Annotated in this window: 22 protein-coding genes; 9 read left to right on the top strand and 13 right to left on the bottom strand. The window is 71.2% G+C overall.

Going from position 1 to position 26,590, the window contains the following annotated elements:
- Positions 1 to 517 precede the first annotated feature (517 nt).
- From WC326_08830 to WC326_08780, 11 genes are all read right to left on the bottom strand, one after another.
- On the bottom strand, positions 518 to 994 hold the full coding sequence (locus WC326_08830; protein ID MFA7331164.1) for an 8-oxo-dGTP diphosphatase: 477 nt from the start codon (positions 992 to 994) through the stop codon (positions 518 to 520).
- Complete coding sequence (locus WC326_08825; GenBank protein ID MFA7331163.1) at positions 991 to 2,073, bottom strand: DUF6687 family protein; 1,083 nt, start codon at positions 2,071 to 2,073, stop codon at positions 991 to 993. Before WC326_08825 ends, WC326_08830 begins: the two co-directional genes overlap by 4 nt.
- Before the next feature lie 63 nt (positions 2,074 to 2,136).
- Entirely contained in the window at positions 2,137 to 2,793 is a 657-nt protein-coding gene (locus tag WC326_08820; GenBank protein MFA7331162.1) for a phenylalanine--tRNA ligase beta subunit-related protein, read from the bottom strand.
- Positions 2,793 to 3,107 (bottom strand): DUF59 domain-containing protein, encoded by a 315-nt coding sequence (locus WC326_08815; protein ID MFA7331161.1) that lies wholly within the window; start codon positions 3,105 to 3,107, stop codon positions 2,793 to 2,795. The genes WC326_08820 and WC326_08815 overlap by 1 nt, the downstream gene beginning before the upstream one ends.
- A gap of 219 nt (positions 3,108 to 3,326) precedes the next feature.
- Positions 3,327 to 4,556, bottom strand: coding sequence for a SufS family cysteine desulfurase (locus tag WC326_08810; protein MFA7331160.1), 1,230 nt, complete (start codon positions 4,554 to 4,556; stop codon positions 3,327 to 3,329).
- Positions 4,553 to 5,869 (bottom strand): Fe-S cluster assembly protein SufD, encoded by a 1,317-nt coding sequence (gene sufD, locus WC326_08805; protein ID MFA7331159.1) that lies wholly within the window; start codon positions 5,867 to 5,869, stop codon positions 4,553 to 4,555. Before sufD ends, WC326_08810 begins: the two co-directional genes overlap by 4 nt.
- A complete protein-coding gene (gene sufC / locus WC326_08800) occupies positions 5,866 to 6,618 on the bottom strand; it encodes a Fe-S cluster assembly ATPase SufC (GenBank protein ID MFA7331158.1) in 753 nt (250 codons plus the stop codon). Before sufC ends, sufD begins: the two co-directional genes overlap by 4 nt.
- A gap of 158 nt (positions 6,619 to 6,776) precedes the next feature.
- Positions 6,777 to 8,219, bottom strand: coding sequence for a Fe-S cluster assembly protein SufB (gene sufB, locus WC326_08795; GenBank protein ID MFA7331157.1), 1,443 nt, complete (start codon positions 8,217 to 8,219; stop codon positions 6,777 to 6,779).
- The gene (locus tag WC326_08790) at positions 8,216 to 8,710 is read right to left on the bottom strand and encodes an SUF system Fe-S cluster assembly regulator (GenBank protein ID MFA7331156.1); all 495 of its coding nucleotides are present in this window, start codon (positions 8,708 to 8,710) and stop codon (positions 8,216 to 8,218) included. The genes sufB and WC326_08790 overlap by 4 nt, the downstream gene beginning before the upstream one ends.
- A 178-nt stretch (positions 8,711 to 8,888) precedes the next feature.
- Complete coding sequence (locus WC326_08785) at positions 8,889 to 10,166, bottom strand: hypothetical protein (protein MFA7331155.1); 1,278 nt, start codon at positions 10,164 to 10,166, stop codon at positions 8,889 to 8,891.
- Between the two features lie 36 nt (positions 10,167 to 10,202).
- Entirely contained in the window at positions 10,203 to 12,239 is a 2,037-nt protein-coding gene (locus WC326_08780; GenBank protein ID MFA7331154.1) for a hypothetical protein, read from the bottom strand.
- Positions 12,240 to 12,489: 250 nt separating this feature from the next.
- On the opposite strand from WC326_08780, the gene WC326_08775 reads away from it, so the two are divergent.
- The 6 genes from WC326_08775 (at position 12,490) to WC326_08750 (ending at position 16,116) form a co-directional block, all read left to right on the top strand.
- Positions 12,490 to 13,008 carry an NAD(P)H-dependent oxidoreductase gene (locus WC326_08775; protein MFA7331153.1) on the top strand — a complete coding sequence of 173 codons (519 nt, stop codon included), beginning with the start codon at positions 12,490 to 12,492 and terminating at the stop codon, positions 13,006 to 13,008.
- 173 nt (positions 13,009 to 13,181) lie between these two features.
- Positions 13,182 to 13,664: a CoA-binding protein gene (locus WC326_08770; protein ID MFA7331152.1), complete on the top strand. Its 483-nt coding sequence runs from the start codon at positions 13,182 to 13,184 to the stop codon at positions 13,662 to 13,664.
- Positions 13,665 to 13,702: 38 nt separating this feature from the next.
- On the top strand, positions 13,703 to 14,122 hold the full coding sequence (locus WC326_08765) for a DUF3788 family protein (protein MFA7331151.1): 420 nt from the start codon (positions 13,703 to 13,705) through the stop codon (positions 14,120 to 14,122).
- A 115-nt stretch (positions 14,123 to 14,237) separates the two neighbouring features.
- Positions 14,238 to 14,843, top strand: a complete 606-nt coding sequence (locus WC326_08760) for a LemA family protein (protein MFA7331150.1) — start codon at positions 14,238 to 14,240, stop codon at positions 14,841 to 14,843.
- A 57-nt stretch (positions 14,844 to 14,900) separates the two neighbouring features.
- Entirely contained in the window at positions 14,901 to 15,656 is a 756-nt protein-coding gene (locus WC326_08755; GenBank protein ID MFA7331149.1) for a TPM domain-containing protein, read from the top strand.
- Position 15,657: 1 nt separating this feature from the next.
- Positions 15,658 to 16,116 carry a TPM domain-containing protein gene (locus WC326_08750; GenBank protein MFA7331148.1) on the top strand — a complete coding sequence of 153 codons (459 nt, stop codon included), beginning with the start codon at positions 15,658 to 15,660 and terminating at the stop codon, positions 16,114 to 16,116.
- On the opposite strand, the gene WC326_08745 is transcribed toward WC326_08750, so the two are convergent.
- Positions 16,117 to 16,758: a hypothetical protein gene (locus WC326_08745; GenBank protein ID MFA7331147.1), complete on the bottom strand. Its 642-nt coding sequence runs from the start codon at positions 16,756 to 16,758 to the stop codon at positions 16,117 to 16,119. It lies immediately after the preceding gene.
- Between the two features lie 163 nt (positions 16,759 to 16,921).
- Between WC326_08745 and WC326_08740 the strand changes: the two genes are divergently transcribed.
- The gene (locus WC326_08740) at positions 16,922 to 17,890 is read left to right on the top strand and encodes a metalloregulator ArsR/SmtB family transcription factor (GenBank protein MFA7331146.1); all 969 of its coding nucleotides are present in this window, start codon (positions 16,922 to 16,924) and stop codon (positions 17,888 to 17,890) included.
- On the opposite strand, the gene WC326_08735 is transcribed toward WC326_08740, so the two are convergent.
- Positions 17,836 to 19,587: a SulP family inorganic anion transporter gene (locus tag WC326_08735; GenBank protein ID MFA7331145.1), complete on the bottom strand. Its 1,752-nt coding sequence runs from the start codon at positions 19,585 to 19,587 to the stop codon at positions 17,836 to 17,838. The genes WC326_08740 and WC326_08735 overlap by 55 nt on opposite strands.
- Before the next feature lie 144 nt (positions 19,588 to 19,731).
- Here WC326_08735 and recC point away from each other — a divergent pair, with 144 nt between their 5' ends.
- Positions 19,732 to 22,902 (top strand): exodeoxyribonuclease V subunit gamma, encoded by a 3,171-nt coding sequence (recC, locus tag WC326_08730; protein ID MFA7331144.1) that lies wholly within the window; start codon positions 19,732 to 19,734, stop codon positions 22,900 to 22,902.
- A complete protein-coding gene (locus WC326_08725; GenBank protein ID MFA7331143.1) occupies positions 22,899 to 26,552 on the top strand; it encodes a UvrD-helicase domain-containing protein in 3,654 nt (1,217 codons plus the stop codon). The genes recC and WC326_08725 overlap by 4 nt, the downstream gene beginning before the upstream one ends.
- Positions 26,553 to 26,590 lie beyond the last annotated feature (38 nt).

Here is a 26,590-nt window from a genome sequence, read left to right as displayed (position 1 = left end):
TCCTCTCTCCGTCATCCCGACGCTCTCCTGGAGCCCGTGTTTGCCACCTTTCTGCTTGCGCGCAGAAAGGTGGCGCCAAAGACGCGCTCTTTTCACCGGCCGTAACTAGCCGGCCTCACGGCCGGCGTCGAACAGACGGCCGAGCTGTGGACTTCCTGACTCCGTGTAGTTGGTTCGCGCTGCGCGCTTCACCCATTTTCTGGTTCAGGCCTGAAGGCCTTCACCTCACATGACACAACCCACTTCGAGCCTTCGTGCCTTCGTGCGCAAGTGGATTCTCGAACGTCCAGCACCCGACCCAAGCCGAGTCCAACAAGCTCTCTGTGCCTCTGTGCCTCTGTGGTGAAGCTTCCCTCTCCGGCCTTCACCTCACGTTACACAAACCCTCTTCGGGCCTTCGTGCCTTCGTGCCTTCGTGCGCAAGTGGATTCTCGGACAACGACAACCCAACCCCGGCGAGTCCAATCAACACTCTGTGTCTCTGTGCCTCTGTGGTAAGAGGGAGCGGGCCAGGAGTCTAGTCGTCGAGGAAGCAGACCTCGTGACCCTGATAGACGCCGGCCTCGTAGTCGAAGCGCGCCAGGAAGCGGCGGCCGGCCAGCACCCAGGGCAGGAAGTGGCGGTCGCCCTCCCAGAGCGGCAGCTCCAGCAGCCCCGCGCGCGGCACCCAGAGCAGGTGGCCTTCCGGCGGATCCACCGGCTCGCCCTCCGCCACCTCCGTTCCGTGGAAGAGAAAGACCGACCAGTCGCGGACTCCGTCGAAGCGGGGAAAGGTGATGTGCCCGGCGAAGCGCAGGCGACCCACCACCAGGCCGCACTCCTCCAGGATCTCCCGCCGGGCGCAGTCCAGCGGGGATTCGCCGGGCTCGAGCTTGCCGCCCAAGCCGTTGCAGCGACCGTAGTGGTAATCGTCCGGGCGCTTGTCGCGGCGCAGCATCAGCACCTGGCCCGCGCGCTCCACGTAGCAGAGCGTGGCCTCGACGGCGTGGATCATCCCCGGCTGCCGGTCAGGTCCCAGGTGAAGGCCGCGCGCAGCTCGCGCGCCACCTCGTCCGGCGTCAGGCTGGAGACCGCCGGCGTGTCGTCCTCGCCCAGGCAGCAGGCCACCACGGGAAAGGCGCGTCCCAGCACGCTGGCGAAGGGCGTCAGCTCCTCGGCGCTCTGCCAGCGGCCGCCGCCACCCTCCCGGGCCTGCAGGCGGGCCAGCGCCTCCTCCAGCGGGGCGAAGCGGTAGTACCAGGTGTTGCTGGTCTCGCCTTCCCAGAAGCCCGGCGCGCGCCAGCGGTTCACCGTCAGCGCCCACATGTGGCCCGGATAGCAGAGGTCGTGATACCAACCGCCCGCGCCCTCCACGGAGACCAGTTGCACGCGCTCGCGGTCCAGCCGATTGCGCGCCACGGAGTGCAGCAGGCTGCCGTCGTCCAGGGAGGCGTTGAACTCGTTCACGCGCAGGGCGTCCGTCAGCCGGCCCTCGTGCAGGGCGGCAGGAATCTCGAAGGCCACGAAGCGTTGGTGGTGCAGCTGGCGACGCAGGCGACCCGCCTTTAGCCGCTGCACGGTCTCGCCCAGGGCGACGGGCACGCGGGTGGACAAGTCCTGTTTGAGCAGGCCGGGCAGCGCCTGGAAACAGTCGTGGTGCAACTGCAGCTCGTCCCGGCCGGCGGCGCGGCCGGCCGCGAGGATCTCCACCAGCGACTCGTAGAGGCCCAGCGCCCCGTCATCCGCCCAGGCCCAGAAATCCCCCGTTTCCGCCGCGGCCACCAGCTGCTCGCGATGCGCCAGAGCTGTCGCGGGCTCCAGCAGGGCGAAGGCCGAGAGGATGCCGTCCACGTCCAGGTGGTTGTTGATCACCAGTCCCTCCGCCGGCAGCCGGCCGAACACGAGGAAATTGAGGGCGATCTCCGTGGAGCTGTCGGCCTGGTAGATCTCCGGCGTGGTGCTGGGATTCCAGTGGCTGAGTTCGATGTCCCGGTCTTCGCGGATGCCGTGGCTCGTGCCGTCCACGTAGAGCCGGACCCCGGGGTGAGAGGGTGCGGGGACCCCCTCCGATTCAAGATGGAAGCTGAGTGGCATGGTGTTCCTGTTCCTTCCCTGGCTGCAAGGTAGCGAACAGGATCCCCGGGGAGAAAGGGCGGCTCAGGCCAGGCGCCCGCTGCGGCCCGGCCGCGCACCGCACCAGCGGCCGAACAGCTCCGCGCCCAGTTCCAGCGCGCCGTCCAGCCGGGCCGCGGGCAGGTCGCCGGGCGCGAACAGCACCAGCAGCAGGCGGCGGCTGGCCTCCGTCACCGCCGTGCGCGGGCTGTCGCTGGTGGGGCTGCCGAAGGGACCGGCGGCGTCGAAGAGGCCCAGCCGGCCCTCCAGGTGGACCTCCTCCTTGCGGATGCCCGGGTAGGATTCCCCCGGCCGGCCCCGCCGCAGCTCCACCGCGCCCTCGATCCGCCCGGCGTCGTAGAGGCCCAGCGGCAGCAGGGTGCGCAGCGAGAGTTCGTTGCCCGCGTCCACGGCGTTGTTCACGGCGGGCAGGCCCTGGCCCTTGAGCACGCGCCGCAGCAGGGCCTCGGAGGAGGGCCGCGTGCGGGTGGGATCCACCCCGGCGGCGTGATACAAGCGCCGCGCGGCCTGCAGACCCTCGATCTCCGCCGGCGTCCGGCCGCCGTAGAGGCTGAGCAGCTCGCACTCCAGCCCGGCGAAGGCCGTCGCCTGCTCGGCCCCGGCCGGGGCCACGCACACATCTTCCAGTTCCAGCCAGGCCGCCGCCACCCGGCCGCCCAGGGCGGGGTCCAGATTGATCATCAGAAGAAGCCCAGCTGCAAGCGCGCCGCGTCGCTCATCATGTCCTTGGTCCAGGTGGGTTCCCAGACCAGGTCCACGTGCACGCCCTGCACGCCGTCCACGTCCAGCACGCATTCGGTGACCCGCCCGGGCAGGGCCTCGGCTTCGGGGCAGTTGGGCGTGGTCAGGGTCATGCTCACCTGCACGAAGCCGTCGTCGGCGATGTCCACGCCGTAGATCAACCCGAGCGAGTGGATGTCCACCGGGATCTCCGGGTCGAAGACCGTCTTAAGCGCCGCGACGATCCGCTCTTCCAGGGCCTGCTTGTCCAGCATGTTTCTGCTCCTACCGTTCAACCCGTTTCACCACGAAGGGCACGAAGTCCGCAGAAGAACACGAAGCCGAACGCTTGAAGGAGACTCCCAACCACCCGCATGAAGTCCAGCGCTGAAATGACCGCCAGCGCCTGACTCACCCGGACAACGGCATCCATCCATCAAACTCTTCGTGGTCTTCGTTCCCCTTCCCGTGCTTCGTGGTGCGATCCCCGTGAATTACCCGACCCCGAGCAGGCGCAGGGCCTTGCGCAGGGCGGCCGCCAGGCGCTCCACCTCGGCTTCGGTGTTGTAGAGACTGAAGGAGGCGCGCACCGTCCCCGGCAGCCCCAGGCGCTCAAGCAGCGGCTGGGCGCAGTGGTGGCCGCTGCGCACGGCCACGCCCTCCAGGTCCAGCAGGGTGGCCACGTCGCTGGGATGGGCGCCCGCCACCACGAAAGAGAGCACGCTGACCCGCCGCGGGGCCCGGCCCACGCGCACGACGCCGGGAATGGCGTCCAGCTCGGCACAGGCCCGCTCCAGCAGCCGATCCTCGTGCGCGATGAGTTCGTCCAGCGGCAGGCCGTCCAGGAACTCCAGCGCCGCGCCCAGCCCGATGGCCCCCGCGATGTGCGGCGTGCCCGCCTCCAGGCGCCAGGGCAGCGTGTTGTACTCGGAACTCTCGTAGCCCACGTGGCTGATCATGTCGCCGCCGCCCTGCCAGGGCGGGAGCTGCTCCAGCACTTCGGGCTTGCCCACCAGCGCGCCGATCCCCGTGGGTCCGTAGACCTTGTGCCCGCTGAAGGCGTAGAAATCGCAGTCGATGGCCTGCAGGTCCACGCCCAGGTGGGCCACGGCCTGGGCGCCGTCCACCAGCACGCGGGCACCGGCCTGGTGCGCCAGGGCCGTCCACTCGGCCACGGGATTCACGGTGCCCAGCGCATTGGAGACATGGGTGAAGGCCGCCAGCCGCGTGCGCTGCGACAGGGCGGCGGCGAAGGTCTCCGTGGACACCACGCCGTCGGCGTCCGCGTGGGCCACGCGCAGCACGGCGCCGCTGCGCTGGCAGAGCAGTTGCCAGGGCACCAGGTTGGAGTGGTGCTCCAGGCCGCTCACCAGGATCTCGTCCCCCGGGCGGACGAAGGCGCGGCCGAAGGAGTCGGCCACCAGGTTGATGGCCGCCGTGGTCCCCGCCGTGAAGATCACGCCCTCGGTGCCGGGGGCGTTCAACCGGGCGCGGATGGTCTCGCGCGCGGCCTCGTAGCGCTCGCCCGCGCGCGCGCTCAGCGTGTGCACGCCGCGGTGCACGTTGGCGCAGTCGCCGCGGTAGTAGCCGTCCAGGGCGTCCAGCACGGCGCGGGCCTTCTGGGTCGTGGCCGCGTTGTCCAGGTAGACCAGCGGCTTGCCGTGCACCCGTTGGTCCAGGGCCGGGAACTGCGCGCGCAGCGCCTCCACGTCCAGCACGCTCATGCCTGCTCCGCCAGGGTGCGGGTCACCAGGCGGTCCAGCGGATTGACCATCTCCGAGGTGCGCACGCGGCCCAGCAGGTCCGAGCAGAAGGCGTGGATCAGCAGTCGGCGCGCCAGGGCCTTGGGAATGCCCCGGCTGCGCAGGTAGAACAGGCTGTCCGGGTCCAGGCTGCCCACGGTGGCGCCGTGCGTGCACTTCACGTCGTCGGCCAGGATCTCCAGCTGCGGCCGGGCCAGCGCCCGGGCCGTGTCGGAGAGCAGCAGGCCGGCGAAGGACTGCACGGCGTCCGTGCGCTGGGCGTCCCGGGCCACCAGGATGCGGCCCGTGAACACGCCGCGGCTGCGCTCCGCCAGGATGGAGCGGAAGGTCTGGCGGCTCTCGCAGTCCGGCGCCAGGTGCGTCACGTGGGTGTGGTTGTCCACCACGCTCTCGCCGCTCAGGAGGGAGAGGCCGTTGACCTCGCCGCGCGCGCCCGCGCCGGCCAGCTCCAGCTGGAACTCGTTGCGCACGCTGCGTCCGCCGGTGGTGAAGGTGTGGGAGCGCAGGTGCGCGCCGGCCTCCACGCGCAGGAAGGCGCCGGAGACTCGCCGGCCCGCCGGGCTGTCGCGCTGCACGCGCAGGTGCTCGAGGGTGGCGCCCGCGCCCAGGTGGAATTCGCTCACTGCGTTGCAGAAGTAGGGCGTGGGGCCGAAGCCGCCGTGGGCCTCCATCACGCTGGCCTGGCTCTCCCGGCCGGTGATCACCAGCAGGCGCGGCTGGGTGAGCAGCGCGTCCGCCCCCGGCAGCACCAGGGAGATCACCAGCAGGGGGCGCTCCAGCCGGACGCCGTCGGGCACCCAGAGCCCCGTGGCGTCGCCGGCCAGGGCGGTGTTGAGGGCGCTGAACATGCGCTGGTCGGGCCGGCAGAGGCTGTCCAGCCGCTCCAGCAGGTCCGCCGCCTCCTTCAGTCCCCCCTGGGCGGCCCGGGCCATGGCCCGCAGGCTGCCGAAGCCCACGCCGGCGGGCAACGGACCGATCTCGCAGAGTTCGGGCATCAGGCGGCCGTTGACCACCACCACGCGGTCCACGCGCACGCCCTCGGGCGTCAGGGCCGTGAGCTGCGGGGCCGTGGGCGCCGGGCCCTCGCCGGCCAGGAGCAGTTCCTCCTCGGCCAGGCCCTCCAGCCGCGAGTAGCGCCAGGCTTCGTCGCGGGCCGTGGGCAGGCCCAGCTCCAGGGCTCGCCGGGCCAGGCGCGCGCGCGCTTCGCCAGCCACCAGCCCGGCGTCGTCAGGCGGATCCGTCAGCCAACCCGTCAGGGTGCGGGCCCTGTTCATGCCGAGACCTCCTGGGTCAGCCAGCCGTAGCCGCGCTTCTCCAGCTCCAGGGCCAGTTCGCGCCCGCCGGTCTTGACGATCCGGCCGCCGGCCAGCACGTGCACCTGGTCGGGCACGATGTAGTCCAGCAGACGCTGGTAGTGGGTCACCACCACGGCGCTGAACTCGGGCGAGCGCATGGCGTTGACGCCCTCGGCCACGATCTTCAGCGCGTCGATGTCCAGCCCTGAGTCCGTCTCGTCCAGCAGGGCCAGCCGGGGCTCGAGGATCAGCATCTGGAAGATCTCGTTGCGCTTCTTCTCGCCGCCCGAGAAGCCCTCGTTGACCGCGCGCTTCTGCAGGCCGTCCTCCAGGTGCACGAGCTTGAGCTTCTCGCTGACCAGGCGCAGGAAGTCCTCCGCCGGGATCTCGGGCTGGCCGCGGTGCCGGCGCTGGGCGTTGAGCGCCATCCGCAGGAAGTAGAGGTTGGGCACGCCCGGAATCTCCACCGGATACTGGAAGGCCAGGAAGATGCCGTCGCCGGCGCGCTCCTCGGGCTCGCGGTCCAGCAGGTTGCGCCCCTGGTAGAGCACGTCTCCTGCCGTGACCTCGTAACCGTCGCGCCCGGCCAGCACGTTGGCCAGCGTGCTCTTGCCGGAGCCGTTGGGCCCCATGATGGCGTGGATCTCGCCGGGCTTCACGTCCAGCGTCAGGCCTTTGAGGATTTCCTTGCCCGCCACGCTGGCGTGCAGGTTGTGGATCTGCAGCATCGTCGCTCCTGTCTGCGCGCCGGGTCGCGTCGGCACGCCGCCTCCAGCCTCTTCCGCACGCTCCCCGCCGACCTTCGCCGGCCCCGGGACCGCACGCGCTTCTCTTCGCGGTTATCGCTCCGCGTCCAGCCCTGTGTGGCCGTCCGCGGAATCCACCCTCAGCCCACGCTGCCTTCCAGGCTCAGGCCCAGCAGCTTCTGCGCCTCCACGGCGAACTCCATCGGCAGCTCGGCCAGCACCTCGCGGCAGAAGCCGTTCACGATCATCGAGACCGCGTCCTCTTCCTTGATGCCGCGCTGGCGGCAGTAGAAGACCTGGTCGTCGCTGATCCGGCTGGTGGTGGCCTCGTGCTCCACCACGCTGTCGGGGTTGCGCACGTCGATCACGGGCCAGGTGTGCGCGCCGCAGCGGTCCCCGATGAGCAGGCTGTCGCACTGGGAGTGGTTGCGCGCGCCCGTGGCCTTGGCCCCCACCTGGACCAGCCCGCGGTAGCTGTTCTGGCTGAGCCCCGCGCTGATCCCCTTGGAGATGATGGTCGAGCTCGTGTTGCGCCCCAGGTGGATCATCTTGGTGCCCGTGTCCGCCTGCTGGTGGTTGTTGGTCAGCGCCACCGAATAGAACTCGCCCACGGAGTCGTCGCCCTTGAGGATGCAGCTGGGGTACTTCCAGGTGATGGCCGAGCCGGTCTCCACCTGGGTCCAGCTGATCCGGGCCTTCTCTTCGCAGAGCCCGCGCTTGGTGACGAAGTTGTAGATGCCGCCCTTGCCCTCGCGGTCCCCCGGGTACCAGTTCTGCACCGTGCTGTACTTGATGCTGGCGCCCTTCAAAGCCACCAGCTCCACCACCGCCGCGTGCAGCTGGTTCTCGTCGCGCATGGGCGCTGTGCAGCCCTCCAGGTAGCTGACGTAGGAGCCCTCGTCGGCGATGATCAGCGTGCGCTCGAACTGCCCCGTGCCCGCCGCGTTGATGCGGAAGTAGGTGGAGAGTTCCATCGGACAGCGCACGCCCTTGGGGATGTAGACGAAGGAGCCGTCGCTGAACACGGCCGTGTTGAGGGCCGCGTAGAAATTGTCGCGCATGGGGACCACGCTACCCAGGTAGCGTCGCACCAGCTCGGGGTGCTCGCGCAGGGCCTCGCTGATGGAGCAGAAGATGATCCCGCGGGTGGCCAGCTCCTCCTTGTAGGTGGTCTTGACCGACTCGCTGTCGAAGACCGCGTCCACGGCCACGCCCGCCAGCCGGGCGCGCTCGCCCAGCGGGATGCCCAGCTTCTCGAAGGTCTCCAGCAGTTCCGGATCCACCTCGTCCAGACTGGCCGGGCCCTCCTTCTTGCGGGGCGCCGAATAGTAGGAGATGGACTGGAAGTCGATGGGCGGGATGTTGAGGTAGGCCCAGTCGGGCACGCTCATCTCCTGCCAGGCCCGGTAGGCCTTCAGGCGCCACTCCAGCATGAACTCCGGCTCGTCCTTGCGGCCGGAGATCAGCGCGACGATCTCCTCGGAGAGCCCGGCGGGAATGGTGTCCGACTCGATGTCCGAGGTGAAGCCGTACTTGTAGTCCTGGGCGGCCAGTTCGCGGATCTGTTGGGTCTCGCTGCTCATGCCGCGCCCTCCGCCAGCTGCCGCAACGCCTGGGCCGACTTCGACACGCCGCCGCCACAGGCCATGGCGCCGCAACCATCGCCCTCGGCCGGGGCCATGTCCTCCAGGCTGATCCCCTGCAGCGCCTGCTGGATGGCCTGGTTGATCCGCACCCAGTTGGGCTGCAGCGAGCAGCCCGCCAGGAAGCGGCACTCCCCGGGCCCCGTCTCCACACACTCCGTGATGGCGATGGGGCCTTCCAGCGCGCGCACGATGTCGGCCACGAAGATCAGGCCGGCTGGTCGACCGAGCCGATAACCGCCCCGCGCCCCGCGCTGGCTGGCCAGCAGGCCATCGCGCACCAGCAGCTTGAGGATCTTGCCGACCATGGGCAGGGGCAGACCCGTCTCCAGGGCTAGGTCCCGCGCGCTCCGCGCCTCGCCGTTGCGCCGGGTGGCGAACAGGGTCATGAGCACGATGCCGTAATCTGTTTGTTTGGTGATGCGCAGCACGGCGCCCTCCAAAAGTAGAACCGTTCAGGTTCTGATTTTAGTCCTTGATGAACAAGGTAGAACTCGCAGAACGGGCTCGCAAGCAGTCAAGCCGCGGGAAGTGCAAAAAGAGGACTGGGGGCGTCTGGATTCCAGCCCGCCCCCAGGATGAATGGTCGGTCAGAATGCGGAAGCGGACTCAGGGCGTGGCGGCCCGGACCTGGTAGAAGCGGGCCGGGGTGGCGCCCAACACGTCCGCGTCCGTGAACTGCCCGTCGTAGGAGGTGCCCAGCCAGGTGGCGAAGGGTCCGGCGGGCAGCTCGCCGCAGTAGACGTTGTACTCCGGCGCGCCCGTGGGCGTCCAGCTCAGGACGGCGTCCGGTCCACTGGCGCTGATGCTCAGGTCGACGACGGGATCCGGGGTCGGGCCGGCCTCGGTCCAGGCGCTCACATTGCCGAAGAAGATCCCGCCGGCCACGCAATCCGTCGCGCGGGGCAGCAGCGCGAAGACGGCCGAGGTGGAGCCGCCGCCGTAGAGTCCGCCCAGGGGCGACCAGGCAGAACCGTCCCACTGCGCGACGTGCTCGGCCGGCTGGCCCTCCGCGTCGTCGAAGATCCCACCGGCGATCAGGCGCCCGTTCCAGCTGCAGAGCGCCAGCACGTAACCGTAGGGTCCGCCGCCCACGCCGCCGCCCAACGCCGACCAGGCCGTCCCGTCCCAGCGGGCCACCCGGCGCGCCGCCACGTCCCCCGCTTGGGAGAACAGGCCGCCGGCGATCAGGTCGCCGTTGTGGACGGTGAGGGCGTAGGTGATCCACGAGATCCCGGCGCCCAGGCCCGACCAGCTGCTGCCGTTCCACCGGGCGATGTGCGGGGCCGGCTGGCCGCCGGCGGTGGTGAAGAAGCCCGCGGCGATCAGCTCCCCGTTGTAGACGGTGAGGGCCATCACCTGGCTGTTCAGGCCGCTGCCCAGCGGATCCCAGTTCTCGCCGTCCCACTGCGCGATGTAGTTGGCCGGGCCGTTGCACTCCGTGAAGTAGCCGGCGGCGATCAGGTTGCCGTTGTAGACGGCCAGCGAGGTGACGATGCTGTTGGCGCCGCCCTCCAGGTCCAGCCACTGGGTGCCGTCCCACTTGGCGATGTAGCCCACCTCGAGGCCCGAGGCCGTGAAGAAGTGCCCGGCGGCGATCAGCTCGCCGTTGTAGATGGCCAGCGCGTTGACCTGGCCGTCCACGCCGCCGCCCAAGGGCTGCCAGTTGACGCCGTCGAAGCGGCGCAGATAGTCCGGCGCCTCGCCGCCGGCCACCAACTGGCCGTTGTACTGGGTCAGCGCGTGCACCCAGTAGGGCAGGCCGCCGCCCACGCTGTCCCAACTCTGGGCCCGGGCCGCGGGCAGCCAGGCCAGGCAGACCAGCAACAGGGCCAGCCGCGACAAACGCCGCAAGCCAGGTATCCGAGTCCGTGCGTTCGTGCTCATGGAGTCCTCCCGGAACCGTTGGTAGATGGGATCAGCCTACAGGTGCCACAAGAAGAATTCAACCTGGCGGGGCGCGCCATCCACCACGGGCGGACGCACCACGTTGCGGCCATTCACGACCTCGACGGGCAAGGTGGAATCCTGCCAGAGGGCGCCGGACTGCATGCCCCGTTCGCGTAGCACGAATCCTTCGCAGGGCCAGGGCCAGCTCAGGGTGGCCACCGCAGGGTCCACGGCGGAATCGTACTCCACCGTCAGCACGGGGGCAAAGACCGCGGTCAGGGCGTGGTCGCCATCCATGAACACATCCAGCAGCGGCCCGCCGCCGATGTTCACGCCGTTGTCCTCCCAGTGCCCGAACGTGAAGCCCGCTGCGGGCAGGGCCTCGAGCCCCGCGCTGGCGCCGAGGTCGTAGCTGCCCGCGCCACTGGCCGTGCCGCCCTCGGGCGGCCAGGCCGCCGTGGTGAGCTGGACCTGGGGCGGGGCCGTGCGCAGGGCGATGAAGTTGTCCGCGTAGAAGATCGTGGTGGAGTTGGGACCCTGGCCGGGCGGAATGTCCAGCACCACCAAGTTGAAGGGCACGGGCGAGCTCAGCCGCGCAATGCCCTCCGGATAGACCAGGATGATCCACTCCCCGCGCACCACGGCTTCGGCCACGGGCGGGTTGTCCGTGTTGTCCACGTAAGCCCGCAGGCGGACCTGCGTCGGGATGTCCGTCACCGATTCGTAGTCCCCCGTGCAGAAGGCCACCGAGACGTCGCTCAGCCAATGGTCGAACCGGAGCTGCAGGGAGTTGGTGAAGTAGCCCGACGGGAAGAGGAAGTTGCCCGAGAAGACGCCGGGCACGTAGCCCCAGAGCGTGTTCTGCACCGACCAACTGCTGGTGGGCGCGCTGAACTGGACCGTCAACCCGTTCTGGGTCTGCAGGGCCGGCATGGACTGGTAGGGCTGGCAGGGTGGCGAGCCGGTGTCGAAGTCGAAGGTGGCGGCCAGGGGAAGCTGCTCGAACTGGGCGACCAGCAGGAGGTCCGTCGTGGCCGTGAACGTGTAGCTGGGCGAGGTGCTGACCAGGGTGGCCCCCCACTCCAGCCAGCCTGTGAAGGCGTAGCCCAGGCTGGGCGTGGCCGTCACCGTCACCGGGGTGCCCGCGTTGTAGCTGCCGGCCCCGGCGAGTTGTCCACCCAGCGCCGGCCAGCCCTCCAGCGTGACGGCGCAGGCCGGCACGAAGTGGGCCACCAGGCTGCGGTCACCGCTCACCTGGATCGTGTACTGCGGATTGACGCTGATTTCGGCGCCGTTCTCCGTCCAACGCTCGAAGCCGAAGCCGGGACCCGGCGTGGCCGTCAGCGTGGCGCTGGAGCCCAGCGGATACACCCCTGCCCCGAAAACCGTGCCCGCGTCCACCGGCAGGGCGCTGGCATCGATGGTGGCCGTGGGTGCCGCCGACGTGTGCAGGCTGAAGACCAGGTCGCCCGTGATGGACTGGTACTGGCCCTCCGGCAGCTTGCGGAAGTGCGAGCCGTTGCCCCCGCTGCCGGTGGCGAAACCCCAGTCGGGGATGCCGTGCATCCAGGCGATGATCTGGACCCAGTAGCGCGTGCCCGCCGCCGCCTGGAAAGGCGAAGGCAGGGTGTAGTGGTAGTCGCTCAGCGCCACGCCGCCGAAACTTCCCGCCGGGGTCTCGCCGCACGTGCTCTCGGCCTGGTACTCGGCCAGCGGCACGTGGATCACGTCCGGCTGCCAGAGCGTGCCGTTGTTGGCCCAGATGGAGACGGTGAAGTCCAGCACGGGGGAGCTCCAGTAGGCGTAGGCGGGATCGTGCCCGCCCCGCCAGCGGATCTCCGTGATGGCCTGGTCGGCACTGAGCTGGAAGCTGTCCCAGACCACCTGATCGTAGTCGCTGCCGTCCGGATCCCACCAGGACGAGAGGTGGATGGCGCCCGTGCCGGTGTGCGGCTGGGAGTAGACTTCCGTCGCGCGGGCGGCGGACAGGCTCCCGAGCAGCAGCAGGGCCAGGAGCCAGCCCCGGGCGGCGGCGAAGAGTGCGTGCGGACCTGGGATTTGCTGCGGCATGCGTTCCTCCCGTCGGGTTCTGGGACCATTTGTCCGCCGCGCGGCGCGCGGGACGCTGGCGGTCACGGTTGAAAAATGAACCGCCGCCCGCAAAGTTCGCAGGACATTCATCAAGTCTGGAAAGTTTAGTTTCTAACCATGGCGTTTTCAGAACAAACTTAGGCTTGACCCTTATGCCGTTTCATGAGCTATTTTATGCTGTCCTGCGGCCATGGCACGGTGGCCCGACCCCTCACCCAAAGGGAAACCCATGAGAACTCTGCTGTTGTCCAGTTCCCTGAGCCCCACGTCCCAATCCCGTCAGCTGTGTCGCCGCGTGGCGGAGGCCCTGGCCGCCGAGCCCGGGGTGGAGCTGGATTTCGTGGACCTGCGCGAGGTGGAGCTACGCCCCTGCCATCTGGGCAAGACGCCCTCCATGCGGGACTTGGCGGAACGGATCGCGCTGGCGGACAACTACATCTTTGGAATGGGCGTGCACTGCTACAGCATCAACGACGGGCTGAAGCTGGTGCTGGACAATTGCATGAAGGGCTGCGAAGGCAAGTTCTTCGGCATCCTCTGTGCGGCGGGCGGCGAGAAGAGCTACTTGAGCACCATGCACCTCACCCAGATGTGCATGAACGAGTGGCGCATGCTGCAGCTGCCCCGGGTGGTCTACGCCCACGACGGCGACTTTCGCGACGGCGTGCTGGCCAACCCGGCCGTGGAGGAGCGGCTGGAGCTGTTCGTGCGCGAGTTCCGCAGCATCGGTCAAAAGCTGATTTCCTAGTTCGGGGTGGATGCCCCAGCGGCGGCGGGCGCTGCACCCGCCGGGTTTCGACACCAGGAGGACATCATGGGCGACAAGGGCGGCAAGAAGGACAAGGACAAGGCCAAGAAGCAGGACGTGGCCAAGCACGACCAGAAGGACAAGAAGAAGGCCGACAAGCAGGTCAAGAAAGTCTGAGCCCGCAAGGCGGGGAGTGCGCACCCGCCGGGTTCCTGACAGCGCGGCGCTACGCCCTGGTGGGGGCGTCCCGCGGCGGGCGCAAATTCGGCAACACCCTGCTGCGCGAGCTCCGCTCCCGGGGGCTGGCGGTGACGCCCGTCCATCCCCACGCCGGCGAGCTGGAGGGGTTGCCGTGCGCGTCCAGTCTGGCCGCGCTGACCGAGCCCGTGGAGGCGCTGGTGCTCTGCGTGCCTCCCGCGCAGGTGCCCGGGCTGCTGCGCGAGGCGCTCGCCGCTGGAATCCCCCGGGTCTGGCTGCAGCAAGGCTCCGAGAGCCCGGAGGCCGCGGCCCTGGGCCGCGAACTGGGACTGGAGCTGGTGGCCGGCCAGTGCCTGCTGCTGCACCTGGAGCCGGTGCGCGGCCTGCACGCGCTGCACCGCTGGTTCTGGCGCCGGCTGGGGCAGGGGCGGACGGCCCGGTGCGACCCGCCGGCTTGATTCATCCCGCTCGTGCCACAGGCAAACAGGGGTGATCCATGGCCCTCAGCTGCTTCGCAGACAACTCCCGGCCGCCGGACGCGGCGGAGCTGGCCGCGGCCCTCGGTCCCGCGGCGGCCCTCTGGGGCGAGCTGCGCCGCCGGGCGGAAGCCGCCCACGGGCCTCTGCAGGAGGAGTGGAAGCACCCGGGAAAGTCCTTCGGCTGGTCCCTGCGCCTGAAGCTCAAGGAGCGCGTGCTGCTCTACCTCACGCCCCAGCAGGGCTTCCTTTGGGCGGGCATCGTGCTCGGGGAGCGCGCCAGCGCCGCCGCCCTGGCGGATGCGGGCCTTCCGCCGGCCCTGCGTCAGACCCTGGCCGACAGCAAAGCCTATGCGGAAGGCCGCGGCCTGCGGCTGGAGTTGCGACCCGGCGCGGAGCTGGAGCCGCTGTTGCGCCTGCTGGACCACAAGCTGGCCTGATTCCCCCTTCCCACCGGCGCGGATCCAGCGGACGGCGCGAGCCGGCGGCCGTGACTCTCATCCGCCCGCCATTGCTGATATTGGGTCCCCACGCGAGAAGCAAAGAGGTGTTGACATGAAGAAGACCTGGATCATCCTGGCCGTCGTCGCGGCCGTGCTGCTTTGGGCGGTGCTCAGTTCCGTCGGAACCTACAACCGCCTGGTCACCCAGGAGGAAGGCGTCACAAGCCAGTGGGGCAACGTGGAGAACGTCTACCAGCGCCGGGCCGACCTGATCCCCAACCTGGTGGAGACGGTGAAGGGCTACGCCAGCCACGAGCAGGAGACGCTCACCGGCGTGATCGAGGCCCGCGCCAAGGCCACCCAGGTGACCGCCCAGCTCACGCCGGAAGCCATGAACGATCCCAAGACCCTGGCCAAGTTCCAGGCCGCCCAGGGTGAGCTCTCCAGCGCGCTGGCCCGCCTGATGGTGGTGGTGGAGAAGTATCCGGACCTGAAGGCGAACCAGAACTTCCTGGACCTGCAGACCCAGTTGGAAGGCTCGGAGAACCGCATCGCCGTGGAGCGCCGCATGTTCAACGACCTGGCCAAGGAGTTCAACGCCGGCATCCGGCGCTTCCCGGCCTCGCTGATCGCCGGCATCGCCGGGCTGCAGAAGCACGCCTACTTCGAGGCGGCCGAGGGCGCCGAGCAGGCTCCCAAGGTGGACTTCGGCAAGTAAGCTGCCCCGGACCGCCACGCTGGAGCGTGGCGGTCCCCCCCAACCCCGGAGGAGCCCATGTTCCGCCTGCGTTCCCGGCTCTGGCTGTGCATCCTGCTGCTCTTCCTGACCACGGGCCTGCTCCAGGCCCAGCAACTGCCCGACCCGCCCGCCCGTCACTTCGTGGACGAGGCCGGCCTGGTCTCCGCGCCGGAGGCCGACCTGCTGGCCGAGCAGCTCTACGCCTTCGAACAGCGCACGGGCATCCAGTTCGTGGTGGCCGTGCTGCCCGAGGCGGACGCGGAGATCGCAGACTACGGCAACCGCCTGTTCGCGCACTGGAAGATCGGCGACGCCAAGAACAAGCGCGGCGTGCTGTTCCTGGTGCTGCCCAATCAGCGCGCCTCCCGGCTGGAAGTGGCCTACGGGCTGGAAGAGGCGCTGCCCGACATCAGCGCCGGACGCATCCTGCGCGAGATGAAAGAGATTCCCCGCGATCCGGCGGCGGCCCGCCTGCAGTTCGTGATGATCCGCGTGGCCCAGGCCATCGCGCCGGACGATCCGCTGGCCCAGGGCCAGTTGCCCGCGGCGCGTCCCCAGCGCACCAAACGCCCCCAGGGCCTGGGACTGCTGGGACTGGTGGGACTGCTGGCCCTCCTGGGCATCTTTGGCGGCGGTCGACGTGGCGGCGGCATGGCGCCCTTCATCATCGGCAGCATCCTGGGCTCCACCCTGCGGGGCGGCGGCGGCGGTGGGGGCGGCGGATTCGGCGGCGGCGGGTTCTCCGGCGGCGGAGGCTTCTCCGGCGGCGGCGGCGCCAGTGGAGGGTGGTGAGATGGCACGCGACAGCAAACCGGCGGCCTTCCTGACCGAGGCTGAACAGGAGCAGGTCAAGCAGGCGGTGGAACACGCGGAGCGGCTCACCTCGGGGGAGATCCGCGTCTACTTGGAAGGGAGCATCCCCTGGTTCGGCCGCAATCCCTACCGGCGCGCCCGGCGGATCTTCGGCCGGCTGGGCATGCACGCCACGGCGGAGCGCAACGGCGTGCTGGTCTACCTGGCCACCCGCTCCCAGCGCTTCGCCATCGTGGGGGACGAGGCCCTGCACCAGCACGTGGGGGACGCCTTCTGGCGGGAGATCGCCCAAGACATGTCCACCCACTTCGCCGCCGACCGCTTCGGGGACGGGCTGGCGGAGGCCGTGAACCGGGTGGGCGGAAAACTGGCCGAGTACTTCCCCTACCAGAGCGACGACCGCAACGAACTCTCCGACGAGATCGCCTTCGGCCGCTGATCAGTGAGCGGCCAGCCCCAGCGTGAGACCGGCGGTGACGGCCAGGCTCGACCCGTCGCCGAACGCGCCGCCCAACCCCGCATCCAGCGAGGCTGTGCCGATGGACCGCCGCAGGCCCACCAGCCAGTTCTGGGTCCGCTTCAGATCGCCTCCCAGCTCCAACCCCAGATCCAGCGCGCGCCCGGGGCGGCAAAGCGCCAGGCCCCAGACCGGCTCGGGCTCCCGCGACAGCTCCCAGGCTGCGCCGGCGCTCAGGTCCAGGGTCAGGCCGGCCAACTCCCGGGTGCAGGCCAGTTCCAGATTGCGCGCCGCCCGCCCGGCCTCGCCGCCGCCCGCCAGGCTGAGCAGGCCCGGCAGCAGGGCGAACTTGGCCCCCAGCACCGTGCCGTCGAAGGAGCGCTCGCCCGCCGGCGCGTGGGTGAAGCAGACGCCCAGCGCCAGATCCAGCCGGGGCCCCAGGCCCTGGGTGAACCCCAGTCCGCTGCAGAGCTGCGCCCCGGCCACGTCCAGCACGGCCTCGAGCTCCGTGCCGCCCCCCGTGGTTCCGGCATCCTGGGTGGCGAAGGGCCGGGCGGCCAAGGACAGCCCCGGCAGTCCGATCATCACTCCCAGCAGGATCAGTCGTCTTCCTGTCCGCACCATCTCGGCTCTCCTTCCCAGGGGTGGCTGAGCCACTCATCGACCGCCCTCGACAACCGATTGAGCGCCGTCGCCGCGTCAATTCATTTCGATGATTCTTGAAACGGACTTGCACTCCCGCTCTCAGTTTGATTCTATGGATCCCGAATCAATTCTGGAGCGGAGCATGACGGAATCCACCGGTCTGATCGTGGCGCGGGCCCTGGCCGACCCGGCGCGTCTGGCGGTCCTGCGCGCGCTGCTGGAGCGTCCCCACTACGTCGAGGAACTGGCCGGACGGCTGGGCCTGGCCGCCTCCACCCTGGTCTTCCATCTGAAAAAGCTGGAGGAGGCGGGCCTGGTGAGCAAAAGCCGCGAGCAGTACTTCAGCATGTACTCGGTCTGCTGGCCCCCGCTGGAGCGGCCGCTGCTCGAGCTGGTCACCGGCGGCGAGGGCGCGGATCGCCGGGAGCGCGAGCGCCTGGCCGGCTATTGCCGGCGCGTGCTGCAGACCTTCGCCCCCGCGGGCCGGGTGGAGCGCCTGCCCGTCCAGCAGAAAAAGCGCCGGCTGCTGCTGGAGGAGTTCGCCGCGCTGCTGGAGCCGGGGCGCGAATATCCGGAGCGCGCGCTGAACGAGCTGTTCGCCGTCCACCACGCCGACTACTGCACCGTGCGACGGGAGCTGGTGGACGCCGGACTGCTGCTGCGCGAGCAGCAGGTCTACCGGCTCAATCCGGCCTGGACCCCGGCGGGACCGTCCTGGCTGCGGGAGATGGCCGCCGGACCCGCCCCGGCCCGGAACCCGGAGGCGGGGCCGGCCGCCGCCGGCGTGTATTGTATCACGCACCTGGCCAGCGGTCGGCGCTTCATCGCCCGGGCCAGCGGCGTGGAGAGCCGGCTGCGCTCCCAGCGCGCCCAGCTGGAACTGGGACTGCACCGCTGCGCGGCCCTGCAGGAGGATTGGAGTCGGGAAGGGGCGGCGGCCTTTCGCCTGGAGGTGCTGGCCACCCTGGAGCCGGCCGAGGAGAGCGCCTTCCAGCGCGGTCGGCGCCTGTCGGCCCTGGAGCGGGAGTGGCGCGTCCGACTGGACTGCCCGGGCGACTACGACTCGTCGTCGTCGTCCAGCAGCTCCCTGTCGTCGGGGCCTTCCTCGTAGAGCCGCCGGTCCGGCGCGCCGCGCCAGGTCCAGACGGCCGGCCGGGCGCAATAGGGACAGCCGCGGCGCTCGGCCTCGATGATGGCCTGGTCGCTGCTCCAGAAGAGGTTCTCCCGGCCGATCTGGTCCAGAACCCCGCCGCGCTCCATCATGACGCGCACCCGGTCGTGCACGCCCGCCAGCATCAGCTGCCCGCCGGTCTTGCGCAGGTGTTCACGCACGTGGGTGATGGCCTCCAGTCCCGCCGTGTCGATGAGCGGCACGCCGCGCATGGAGAGGATCAGGGTCTGGGTCGGGCCCAGTCCGGCGAAGGCCTCGTTGAAGTTGCCCACCGCCGCGAAGAAGAGCGGACCTGTCACGAAAGCCACGCGCACGTGCTGGCACCTGCCTGAGACCTCGATGCCCCGGGCGCGCAGCTTGTCAGGATCCACCGGCTGCACTTCGATGTCCAGGCTGGCGATCTGGCTGAGGAAGATCGCCCCGGCCATGAAGGTGCTGATCACAATGGCTTGGGTGAGATCCAGCGAGATGGTGGCCACCAGCGTCACCGAATAGGCCAGCATGGCCGTCTTGAAACGCCGCCCGAAGATGAAGCGGATGGCGCCCCATTCGTTCATCCGCCAGGCGGTGACCAGCAGCACGCCGGAGAGCGCCGCCAGCGGCACCCGGGCCATCAGCGGCGCCAGCAGGAGCATGCTGAGCAGCAGGCCCACGGCGTGCACGATGCTGGTCATGCGCGTGCGCCCGCCGGACTTGATGCCCACGCTGGTGCGCGCGATGGCCGCCGTGGCGGGCACGCCGCCCAGGAAGGGGATCAGCAGGTTTCCCACTCCCTGGGCCACCAGTTCCTGGTTGGCCTGCAGGCGCACGCCGGTCATGTTGGAGGCCACCATCCCGCAGAGCAGCGATTCCACGGCCCCCAGCGCCGTGATGGTCAGCGCGGGGTAGATGAAGTCCGACAGGTGCTCCCAGGGGATGTTGGCCAGGCTGAGTCGCTCGGGCAGCAGCGGCGAGGTGGGGATGACCCCGATGGTCGCCACCTGCCAGTTGAAGAGCCAGGCCAGACCCGTGGCCGCCACCAGCCCCACCAGGCTGGCGGGCACGCGCGCGCCCCAGCGCTGGGGCCAGAACAGCATCAGGCCCGTCACCAGCAGGCCCAGGAAGAGCGTGGGCAGGTCGGGGCTCCAGCCGCCCTGGAAGTAGCCCAGCAGCTTGAGCAGGGAATTCTCGTGAGCCGGCGTCTGGGTGCCCAGGAAATTGTCCAGCTGCCCGATGGCGATGATCAGCCCGATGCCGCTGGTGAAGCCCGTGATCACCGGCGCCGGGATGAAGGCGATGAAGCGTCCCATCCGCAGCAGGCCGATGATCAGCAGCAGCGCGCCCGAGAGCAGGCCGGCCAGCCAGACGCCCTCCAGCCCGTAGCGCTGGGCCAGCAGGATCAGCACGGCGCTCATGGCGCCGGTGGGACCGCTGATCTGGTAGGGCGCGCCGGAGAGTCCGCCGATCACCAGGCCGGCCAGGATGGCCGTGACCAGGCCCGCCGCCGCCGAGGCGCCCGAGGCCACGCCGAAGGCCAGGGCCAGCGGCAGCGCCACCGCGGCCACGGTGAGTCCGGCCATCAGGTCCAGGCGGAAGATGCCGAGGTTGTAGCCGGCGAATTCGTCGCGGAGCAGGCGGGTGAGGCTGCGGCGGGGCATGGGGCTTCCTTCGTTGAACCGCCTTGAATGTAGGGGACGCGAGGGGGCCGGGAAATCGCGCCCGCCGTCCAGCCTCCTTGTATCTTGTGCCTCGAGCGAGCGCCGCGCCGGCGCTCCCGCCAACCCCCAGCGCACAGGACTCCCATGATCCACGTGGTGCAGGAAGCCCGCGGTGAATCCCTCTTCGACCGCCTGGCCGAGGATCTGGCCGCCGCGCCGCCCGGGCCCGCCGCCCGGGAGGTGGTGATCGTCGAATCCGTGGGCATGGCCCGGCGCCTGCCGCTGGAGCTGGCCGCCCGCCTGGGTGGAGTGGCCGGCCTGCACACGCCTTTTCCGGCCCGCTTCCTCTGGGAGGAGCTCCTGCACCCGGCCGGTGCGGCCGATGACGCGCGCTCGCCCTGGGAGCCCGAGGCCCTCGCCTGGCGGATCGCCGCCCTGCTGCCCGCCTGCCTGGAGGGTCCGGGTTCCGAGGCCGTCGCCCGGCTGCTGGAGCGGGACCGGACCGGCAGCCTGCGCCACGGGCTGGCCCGCCGCCTGGCCGGCCTCTTCGACCAGTACCTCGTCTACCGGCCGCGCTGGCTGCTGGACTGGGAAGGTCACCCCGACGCCGCGCGCCTGCCCGGCGGGGAGTCGCCGCCCGACTCGCCCACGCTGATCTGGCAGCGCCAGCTCTGGCGGCGCCTGCGCCGGGCGCTGGCCCAGCCCCACCGCGCCAACCTGCAGGCGGACTGGCTGGCCGCCCTCGAGCGCTCTGGCCCGCCCGCCGGACTGCCGCCGCGCCTGAGCCTGTTCGCCCTGGGCAATCTGCCCCCCGCCCAGCTGGACCTGTTCGAGGCCCTCGCCCGCCACCTGCCCGTGCGCCTCTACCTGCTCAATCCCTCCCGCGAGTACTGGGGCGACTTGCCGGGCCGCCGGCCCCGCCAGGCCCTGGACGAGGCCGAGGGGCGCGCACCCCTGCTGGCCACCTGCGGCAGCGAGCTGGGAGCCTGGATCGACGAGCTGCTCGAGCGCGACGCCGAGTTCAGCGGCCCGCGGGACGAGCCGCCGGCCCCGCGCACCCTGCTGGAGCACCTGCAGTCCAGCCTGTTCCACGTGAGTCCGCTGCCCGATCCGCCGCCCCGGGATGACAGCCTGCAATTCCACTCCTGCCACTCGCCCCAGCGCCAGGCGGAGGTCCTGCTGGACTGCCTGCTGGACCTGTTCGAGCGCGAGCCCGGGCTCAGCCCGGGCGACATCCTGGTGCTCTGCCCCGAGCTGGAAAGCGTCCGGCCGGCTTTCGAGGCGGTCTTCTCCAGCCAGGAACCCACGCGGCAGATCCCCTGGCGCGTCCTGGGACCCGCCGCGGGGCGTGGCCTGGGCGTGGTGCTGGCCGAACTGCTGCAGCTGGCCGGCGGGCGCTGGGAGAGCGGGCGCGTGCTCGCCCCGCTGCAATGCGCGGCGCTGCGCCGGCGCCAGGGGCTGGACGGGGACGCTCTGGCCCTGGCCCTGGACTGGTGTCGCGCGGCGGGCATCCGCTGGGGCTGGGATGCCGAGGCCCGCGGGCGGCTGGGGCTGCCGGCGGTGGACGAACACGGCTGGCGCGCCGGCCTGGATCGCCTGCTGCTGGGCTACGCCATGTCCCGGGACAGTCTGGTGGAAGGTCTGGTGGCCCTGCCGGCCGCCGGCGAGCAGCCCGAGCGCCTGCAGGCTTTCCTCGAGTGGCTGCAGGTCTTGCGCCGCTTCGAGGCCGGGAGCGAATCCCCCCGCACGCCGGAGGATTGGACGCGCTGGCTGCTGGAGTGGCTGCCGCGCTTCTTCTCCCCGGACGAGGACGAGGAGCGCGAACTGCAGGAGCTGCGCGAGCGCCTGCTGGCCGGCGAGGCCGCCGCGCGGGCCGGTGGGGCCGCCGAAGTCCTGCCCTTCGCCTGTGCCCGGGACTTCCTGCTCCGCACCCTGGCCGGGGACGAGGGCATCCGCGGCGGCGGTTTCGACGGCCGGCTGACCCTGGCCCCCATGCTGGCCTGCCGCGGCCTGCCCGCCCGGGTGGTCGTGCTGCTGGGCCTGGACGACACGGTCTTTCCGCGTCCCAGCCGCCGGGATGAGCTGGACCTCTGCCTGGGCGCCGCGCGGCGGGGGGATCGCCAGCCCCGGCTGCAGGACCGCGCGCTCTTCCTGGAGGCGCTGGGCAGCGCGCGGGACAACCTGCTGCTGTTCTGGACCGGACGCGACGTGCAGGAGAATCGCCGCCGGCCGCCCTCCACGGTGGTCAGCGAGCTGCTGGACCTGCTGGGCGATCCCGCCGGGCGCGTGCGTGAGCACGCCCTGCAGGCCTTCAGCCCCGCGGCCTTCTCCCCGCAGGCCCGGCCGGCGGGCCACCATCCCGGCTGGGGCCGGGCCGCCCTGCGTCTGGACCGGGCCCGGCGCGAACCGGCGGAGCTGCGGGCCAGCCATCCGCTGCTGGGTGAGCTGGATCTGCCCGAACCCGCCGCCGAGCTCACGCTGGAGGAACTGGAGGCTTTCCAGACGAATCCAGCCCGCAGCCTGCTGCGCCGGGCGGGGCTCAGCCTGCCCTGGGACGGCGGCCATCCGGCCGAGGAGGAACCCTTCGCCAGCGACCGCCCCACGCTGGGGCGACTGCGCCACACCCTGCTCCGCTGGGCCGGGCAGGGACTGCCGGAGGATGAGCAGGAGCCCAGGCTGCGGGCCGCCGGCCTGCTGCCCTGGGGCCATCCCGGCCGCGCCGAGTTGCTGGCCGGGCGGCGCGAGGTGCAGGATCTGCTGGCGCGCCGCACGCTGGTCCTGCAGGGCGAGGTCCTGCCGGAGGTCCGCGACGTGGAGCTGCGGATTGATGGGTTCATGCTGCGGGCCAGCCTGCCGGCTCCCGCGCCCCGCCGCGTGGAGTGTTGGGCCCGGCGTCGCGCCGGCTCGGCCCTTGGCACGCCCTGGCTGCGCCATCTGGCCTGGAGCGCCCAGGGCGGCGCCGGTGTCACACGCTTGATCTTCCTGGACGAGGAGCTGGAGTTGCCCGTCGTGGCGGACCCCCGCGCGCGGCTGCGGGAGTGGCTGGAGGCTTGGCGACTGGGACAGCGGGCTTGGCTGCCGTGGCTGCCCGCCGTCAGCGAGTCGCTGGCCCTGGAGTGCCTGCAGGCGCAGGGCGAGGGGCGCGAGCCCGATCTGGAGAAAGAGTGGTACCGGCAGCGCGAGTACCTCTGGGAGGATCCGTGGCTGCAGACCGTGCTGGGCGGCGCGGATCCCTTCACCCACCCGGGGATCGCGCCCCGACTGGCGGAGTGGGCGCTGCGGCTGGGCGCCCCGCTGCAGGAGGCCCTCGCATGAACCACCCCGTGCATGATCCCGTCCGCGTGCCGCTCCTGGGGACCCTGCTGGTGGAAGCCAGCGCGGGCACGGGCAAGACCTGGACCATCGGCGCGCTGGTGTTGCGCTTTCTGCTGGAAGAGGGGCTGGAACTGCCCTCGCTGCTGGTGCTCACGTTCACCGAGGCCGCCACCGCCGAGTTGCGCGACCGGCTGCGCCAGCGGCTGGAAGAGGCCCGCCGGGCGCTGGAGGCCAATGGTCCGCCAGCGGATCCCTTCCTGGAAGAACTGCGCGCCCACCTGCGGGCGGCCGGCCGTTGGGACGACGCGCGGGCCTTGCGCCAGCTGCGCATGGCGCTGATGTCCTTCGACGAGGCCTCGATCTTCACCATCCACGGCTTCTGCAAGCGCGTGCTGAGCGAACGGGCCGTGGCCCTGGGACTGCCGGCGGAGCTGGAGCTGGGCGAGGATTCCGTCGACTCCCTGCGGCAGGTGGGGCTGGACGAGTTGCGCCGCCTGTGGCAGGCCTTCCCGCCCGGCCTGTTGGACTGGCTGCGCAGCCAGGGCGGCCTGCTGGATCCCGGTCCCTGGCTCCACCTGGCCGAACTGGGCCGGCGGCATCCCGGTCCCGCGCTGCCGCCCGTCAACCTGGACGCTCCGCTGGCCGGCCTGCCGGAGCTGGAGCACCGGCACGCAGAGTCCGCCCGTTGGGCCTTGGCCACCTTGCTGGCTGTGGGGATCGAGGATCTGGCTGGCTTGATCGCCGCCTCCAGCCTGAACAAGAACTCCTACCGTCCGGCCAGCGTCACCAAGTGGCTGGGCTGGATCCGGGACTGGCTGGAGCTGGGCGCCACGCCACAGGGTTGTCCCGACGCGCGCCGCTTCACGCCCGCCATCCTGTCCACCAAGTTGACCAAGGGCGGCACGTGCCCGCAGCATCCGGTGTTCGAGGCCCTGGCAGCGTTGCTGGAGCTGGACGACCAAGTGGGCGCGGCCTACACCTCCGTGCTGGAACAGCTGCAACACGCGGCGCTCCGGGACTGGCCCGCCGCGGCCGCGCGACTGCGGCTGGAGAGCCGGCGGCTGGACTTCAGCGACCTGCTCAGCCTGGTGGCCGAGGGGCTGGCCGGCCCGGGCGGCGCGGAGCTGGCCCGGGCGCTGGGCCGGCGCTGGCGCGCGGCGCTGGTGGACGAGTTCCAGGACACCGACCCGCTGCAGGCCGGCATCTTCCAGCGCGTCTTCCAGGCCGAGGGTCTGCCGCTGATCCTGGTGGGCGACCCCAAGCAGTCCATCTATTCTTTTCGCGGCGCCGACCTGCACGCCTACCTGGCGGCGGCCCGGGCAGCCGGGCGGCGCGAGGAACTGCGCACCAACTGGCGCTCCGGAGCCGGCCTGCTGAGGGCGGTCAACGCCCTGTTCGACGCTGGGCGCTTTCCCGCGCAGCGCGGCGCGTTCCTGCGCCCGGACATCCACGCGGCGGAGTTGCAGCCGTCGGGACAGGTGGTGGAACGGGAGCTCTGGCTGGACGGCCGGGCGCTGCCGCCCTTCCGCGTGTTGCAAGAGGACGTGCCCGACCTGAACCGGCCCCTGGCCGGACGACGGGTGGCCCGGCATCTGGCGCGCCTGCTGGCCCGTCTGCTGCGCCCGGCCTCCGGACAGCGCACGGGCTGGCTGGGACCCGATGGCCTGGTGCCCGTCGAAGGCCGGGACGTGGCCGTGCTCGTGCGCAGCCACCGCCAGGGCACGCTGGTGGCGGACGCGCTGGCGGAACTGGGACTGGCCTGCGTGCAGCTCAGCCCGCGCTCCGTCCTGCAGAGCCTCGAGGCCGTGGACCTGCAACGCCTGCTGCTGGCCCTGGCGCGCCCCCACGACACGCGGCGCCTGCGCACGGTGCTGGCCGGCCCGCTGGCTCTCGCGCTGGGCTCGGACCCCCAGGCGGCGCTGGGTTCGGCGCCCCTCCAGGAGGAGCTGCAGGAGCGCCTCCACGCGGCCCTGCAGACGGCCCGGCGGCTGGGCTCCAGCCGGGCCTTGCGCGGGCTCTTCGAGGAGCTCGGTCTGCCGGAGGCCCTGCTGGGTCTGCGCCGGGGCGAGCGCCGGCTCACCAACTGGCTGCAGTTGCTGGAGCTGTTGCCAGGGCTGGAAGGCCCCGGTGGCCTGACCCCGGACGAGCTGGCCCTGCGGCTGGAATGGAGTCGCGATCAGGAGAGCGCGGCGGCCGAGCTGCGGCTGGAGAGCGAGGACAACCTGGTGCGCGTGCTGACGCTGCACAAGAGCAAGGGGCTGGAGTTCCCGCTGGTGGTCTGCCCCTTCCTCTGGGACGAGAGCGGGCGGCGGGACGAGTTCGGCGCGACCCTCCTGCACGACGGGGAGGAGCGGCCGGAGCTGGTGGCCTGGTCCAAGGCCCGGCCCCTGTCGGACGCCCGGCGCGCCGCCCGGCAGGAGGAGGAGCTGGCGGAGAGCCTGCGGCTGGCCTACGTGGGCCTCACCCGCGCCCGCCACCACACCCTGCTCTACAGCGTGGCGCCCAGTCCGGCGAGCCGGCGGCGGCCCAGCGCGCTGGATTGGCTGCTGCTCGCGCGCCGGCTCCCGGAGGACGCGCCCGGCGCCGGGGAGTCCTGGAGACCGCTGTGGGCTGAGGGTCCCGGACCCCAGCGGTGGGCCTGGGAGGAACTCGCCCGGCCCGGAGTGCTGGGCGTGGAGGCACTGGAACTTCCACCTGCCCCGGCGACGGGTGATACGCGGTCCACCGCCGCGGAACCCCCGCGGATCCGGCCCTTCACGGGTCGCATTCTGGCGGGCGCGCGGCTCAGTTCCTTCTCCAGCCTGCTCACCGACGCCCACGCCGACGAGCGGCTGGACGAGTGGTTCGCGGGCGCGGCCCCGGCGGCGGAGCCGGCGCCCGGCGAGCCCGAGGACTGGCGCGGGCGCTTTCCCCGCGGAGCCACCGCCGGCACCTGCCTGCACAAGCTGCTGGAGCTGGTGGACTTCAACCCCGGCCGCGGATCCGCCCAGCTGGAGAACCACTGCCGGCGACAGCTGCGTGCCCACGGCCTGGACGAGGCCCTCGCCCCGGGCACCGCCCGCTGGCTGGAGGAGATCCTGGACACACCGCTAACGGCCCGGGGCTTCCGGCTCTCCGCGTTGGGGGACGGGCAGCGCGTGTCCGAGCTGGAGTTCCACCTCTGCGCCGCCCCGCTGCCGGCGGCGGAGTTCCGCGCGCTGCTGGAGCGCCACGGCCTCTTCTCCGCGACTCGGCTGGGGCTGGCGCCGCCCTGGCCTGCCAGTCCGCCGCCGCTGCCCGGCGACCTGCCGGCGGGCTTCCTCAAGGGCTACATCGATCAGATCCACTGCCAGGACGGCCGCTGGTGGGTGCTGGACTGGAAGTCCAACCGGCTGGGCGCCACGGCCGCGGCCTATCCACGCCGCGCCCTGGCCGACGAGATGGCGCGCTCCGGCTACTTCATCCAGGGCCTGTTCTATCTGGTGGCCCTGCACCGCCACCTGGCGCGCACGCTCCCCGGCTACCAGCCCGGCGAACACCTGGGCGGTCTGCGCTATCTCTTCCTGCGCGGCGTGCAGGCCGAGCACCCGGGGCAGGGCTGCTTCGAGGACCGTCCGCCGCTGGAGCTGATCCTCGAGCTGGACGGCCGACTGGGAGCGAGCCGTGACTGACGCCGTGACACACGCAGACCCGAGGTCGTCCATGGGGG

Source organism: Candidatus Delongbacteria bacterium (assembly GCA_041675285.1).
GTDB lineage: Bacteria > CAIWAD01 > CAIWAD01 > CAIWAD01 > CAIWAD01 > CAIWAD01.
This window is presented reverse-complemented; position numbering and strand designations above follow the sequence as displayed.

Excerpts from the sequence above, each read along its gene's own strand:
- WC326_08735 (MFA7331145.1), bottom strand. The coding sequence starts at position 19,587 with ATGCCCCGCCGCAGCCTCACCCGCCTGCTCCGCGACGAATTCGCCGGC.
- WC326_08825 (MFA7331163.1), bottom strand. The coding sequence starts at position 2,073 with ATGCCACTCAGCTTCCATCTTGAATCGGAGGGGGTCCCCGCACCCTCT.
- WC326_08775 (MFA7331153.1), top strand. The coding sequence starts at position 12,490 with ATGAGAACTCTGCTGTTGTCCAGTTCCCTGAGCCCCACGTCCCAATCC.
- WC326_08765 (MFA7331151.1), top strand. The coding sequence starts at position 13,703 with ATGGCCCTCAGCTGCTTCGCAGACAACTCCCGGCCGCCGGACGCGGCG.
- WC326_08745 (MFA7331147.1), bottom strand. The coding sequence starts at position 16,758 with ATGGTGCGGACAGGAAGACGACTGATCCTGCTGGGAGTGATGATCGGA.
- WC326_08740 (MFA7331146.1), top strand. The coding sequence starts at position 16,922 with ATGACGGAATCCACCGGTCTGATCGTGGCGCGGGCCCTGGCCGACCCG.
- WC326_08750 (MFA7331148.1), top strand. The coding sequence starts at position 15,658 with ATGGCACGCGACAGCAAACCGGCGGCCTTCCTGACCGAGGCTGAACAG.
- recC (MFA7331144.1), top strand. The coding sequence starts at position 19,732 with ATGATCCACGTGGTGCAGGAAGCCCGCGGTGAATCCCTCTTCGACCGC.
- WC326_08780 (MFA7331154.1), bottom strand. The coding sequence starts at position 12,239 with ATGCCGCAGCAAATCCCAGGTCCGCACGCACTCTTCGCCGCCGCCCGG.
- WC326_08725 (MFA7331143.1), top strand. The coding sequence starts at position 22,899 with ATGAACCACCCCGTGCATGATCCCGTCCGCGTGCCGCTCCTGGGGACC.
- WC326_08820 (MFA7331162.1), bottom strand. The coding sequence starts at position 2,793 with ATGATCAATCTGGACCCCGCCCTGGGCGGCCGGGTGGCGGCGGCCTGG.
- sufB (MFA7331157.1), bottom strand. The coding sequence starts at position 8,219 with ATGAGCAGCGAGACCCAACAGATCCGCGAACTGGCCGCCCAGGACTAC.
- WC326_08760 (MFA7331150.1), top strand. The coding sequence starts at position 14,238 with ATGAAGAAGACCTGGATCATCCTGGCCGTCGTCGCGGCCGTGCTGCTT.
- sufD (MFA7331159.1), bottom strand. The coding sequence starts at position 5,869 with ATGAACAGGGCCCGCACCCTGACGGGTTGGCTGACGGATCCGCCTGAC.
- WC326_08830 (MFA7331164.1), bottom strand. The coding sequence starts at position 994 with ATGATCCACGCCGTCGAGGCCACGCTCTGCTACGTGGAGCGCGCGGGC.
- WC326_08810 (MFA7331160.1), bottom strand. The coding sequence starts at position 4,556 with ATGAGCGTGCTGGACGTGGAGGCGCTGCGCGCGCAGTTCCCGGCCCTG.
- WC326_08815 (MFA7331161.1), bottom strand. The coding sequence starts at position 3,107 with ATGCTGGACAAGCAGGCCCTGGAAGAGCGGATCGTCGCGGCGCTTAAG.
- WC326_08785 (MFA7331155.1), bottom strand. The coding sequence starts at position 10,166 with ATGAGCACGAACGCACGGACTCGGATACCTGGCTTGCGGCGTTTGTCG.
- sufC (MFA7331158.1), bottom strand. The coding sequence starts at position 6,618 with ATGCTGCAGATCCACAACCTGCACGCCAGCGTGGCGGGCAAGGAAATC.
- WC326_08755 (MFA7331149.1), top strand. The coding sequence starts at position 14,901 with ATGTTCCGCCTGCGTTCCCGGCTCTGGCTGTGCATCCTGCTGCTCTTC.